This window comes from Microbacterium sp. B19 (assembly GCF_000333395.1).
GTDB lineage: Bacteria > Actinomycetota > Actinomycetes > Actinomycetales > Microbacteriaceae > Microbacterium.
In genome coordinates this window covers 1-2,375 of the sequence record NZ_BADA01000151.1, presented here as the reverse complement: position 1 = coordinate 2,375, position 2,375 = coordinate 1, and the positions used below count along the sequence as shown (strand labels likewise).

Here is a 2,375-nt window from a genome sequence, read left to right as displayed (position 1 = left end):
CCTCACGCGAAGGCGCAGCGCGCCTCAGCGGGCGCGACGCTCGCGGGCGGTGATGCGCAGACCGGAGGCGCGGAGGCGCCGCACCAACTCGCGGCCACCCACGTGCTCGGCGCCCGCGGCGATTAGGTCGGCGTGGCGCTCGTCGGGGACGTCGTAGTGGTCGAGATCGAACGCGCGGGCCGGGATGCCGGCCGCGGCGGCGAACGCGTGCAGTTCGTCGAGGTTCGCGTCGCTCACGAGATGCGCCCAAAGCCTGCCGTGCGCGGGCCACTGCGGGTCGTCGATGAGAATCGCCACTCCGCGATCCTACGGCCGACACGCGGTCCCGATGCTTTTGCCGGATGCCGCCGGGTGAGCTAAACTCGTCCTTTGGTGCGTCGTGTCCGCGCGATTGACGCGAGACCCCGTCGGCTTCGGTCGGCCGGATCGCACCGAGACTCAGGGCATGAAGCCCTCCCGACGTCATCAGACAACCGGAGCCGTGCGCTCCCGAACGAAACAGGTGTGAAGTGGTTTACGCAGTTGTGCGCGCCGGCGGCCGGCAGGAAAAGGTCGAGGTCGGCACGATCGTCGTGCTCGACCGCCAGGCGGCGAAGGTCGGCGAGAGCATCCAGCTGCCCGCCGTCCTGTTCGTCGACGGCGAGACGGTCACGACCGACGCCGACAAGCTCGCGAAGGTCTCGGTCACGGCCGAGGTCCTCGGTGAGGAGCGCGGTCCGAAGATCGTGATCCAGAAGTTCAAGAACAAGACCGGCTACAAGAAGCGCCAGGGCCACCGTCAGGACCTCACGCGCGTCAAGATCACCGGCATCAAGTAAGAGCCAGGAGACGCAGAGATGGCACACAAAAAGGGCGCAAGCTCCACCCGCAACGGTCGTGACTCCAACGCACAGCGCCTCGGCGTGAAGCGCTTCGGCGGCCAGGCCGTCAACGCCGGCGAGATCCTCGTCCGCCAGCGCGGCACGCACTTCCACCCCGGCGCCAACGTCGGCCGCGGTGGCGACGACACGCTGTTCGCCCTCGCTGCCGGCTCGGTCGAGTTCGGTCAGAAGGGCGGCCGCAAGGTCGTCAACATCGTCGCTGCCGCCGCGGAGTAATTCCGCAGCACACGGCGTTCCCGAGGGGGTGGGCACTGCGCCCGCCCCCTCGTCGTCTTTCCCGGGCACGACCCGCACCCCACGGGCGCACCCCGCACCCCACGGGCCCGAAGCGGCCCCGCCCTCACCCCCCGGCATCCGTCGAAAGGATTCTCATGGTCACCTTCGTCGACCGCGTCACCCTGCATCTGCGTGCGGGGAAGGGCGGCAACGGCTGCGTATCGGTGCGCCGTGAGAAGTTCAAGCCGCTGGCCGGCCCTGACGGCGGCAACGGCGGACACGGCGGCGACGTGGTGCTCGTCGCCGACCCCCAGGTGACCACGCTGCTGTCGTACCACCATTCGCCGCACCGCTCGGCGGGCAACGGCGGGTTCGGCATGGGCGACAACCGCTCCGGCGCCGCGGGAGAGATCACCGAGCTCCCCGTTCCGCTCGGTACCGTCGTGAAGGATCCCGACGGCACGGTGCTCGTCGACATGCTCACCCCGGGCCTGCGCTTCGTGGTCGCCCCGGGAGGCCTCGGCGGCCTCGGCAACGCCGCGCTGGCTTCGCCGAAGCGCAAGGCTCCCGGCTTCGCGCTGCTCGGAACGCCCGGCTGGGAGGGCGATGTCGTCCTCGAGCTGAAGACCGTCGCCGACGTCGCTCTCGTGGGCTTCCCGTCTGCGGGCAAGTCGAGCCTCATCGCCGCGGTGTCCGCCGCGCGCCCCAAGATCGCCGATTACCCGTTCACGACGCTGCACCCGAACCTCGGTGTGGTGCAGGCGGGCGACGTGCGCTTCACGGTCGCCGACGTCCCGGGCCTCATCGAGGGCGCGAGCGAGGGCCGCGGCCTCGGCCTGGAGTTCCTCCGCCACGTCGAACGCTGCACCGCCCTGGTGCACGTGCTCGACTGCGCGACGCTCGACCCCGGCCGCGATCCGCTCAGCGACCTCGACGTCATCCTCGCCGAGCTGGCGGCGTACCCGGTTCCGGACGGCCAGCTCCCGCTGCTCGAGCGCCCTCAGATCGTCGCGCTCAACAAGGTCGACGTCCCCGAGGCGCGCGATCTCGCCGACCTCGTGCGCCCCGACCTCGAGGCGCGCGGATTCCGCGTGTTCGAGATCTCCACGGTCAGCCGCGCGGGTCTGCGCGAGCTCACGTTCGCGCTGGGCGAGATCGTCGAGCAGCACCGCGTCGCGACCATCGACGACAGCCCCGCCGAGCGCATCGTCATCCGCCCGCAGGGGTCCGAGAAGGACTTCACGATCAAGGTCGAGGGCGGAACGTATGGCCCCGTCT

At 70.5% G+C, this 2,375-nt stretch carries 4 protein-coding genes; 3 read left to right on the top strand and 1 reads right to left on the bottom strand.

Features of this window, described 5'->3' with window-relative positions; all coding sequences use genetic code 11:
* Positions 1 to 24: 24 nt before the first annotated feature.
* Positions 25 to 297 (bottom strand): DUF4031 domain-containing protein, encoded by a 273-nt coding sequence (locus tag I5G_RS05960; protein ID WP_022878254.1) that lies wholly within the window; start codon positions 295 to 297, stop codon positions 25 to 27.
* 212 nt (positions 298 to 509) lie between these two features.
* Here I5G_RS05960 and rplU point away from each other — a divergent pair, with 212 nt between their 5' ends.
* The 3 genes from rplU to obgE form a co-directional block, all read left to right on the top strand.
* The gene (rplU, locus tag I5G_RS05955; protein ID WP_022878253.1) at positions 510 to 818 is read left to right on the top strand and encodes a 50S ribosomal protein L21; all 309 of its coding nucleotides are present in this window, start codon (positions 510 to 512) and stop codon (positions 816 to 818) included.
* Between the two features lie 18 nt (positions 819 to 836).
* Entirely contained in the window at positions 837 to 1,097 is a 261-nt protein-coding gene (gene rpmA / locus I5G_RS05950; RefSeq protein ID WP_022878252.1) for a 50S ribosomal protein L27, read from the top strand.
* A gap of 155 nt (positions 1,098 to 1,252) precedes the next feature.
* The coding region (gene obgE / locus I5G_RS05945) for a GTPase ObgE (protein ID WP_022878251.1) at positions 1,253 to 2,375 on the top strand (1,123 nt) is incomplete at its 3' end.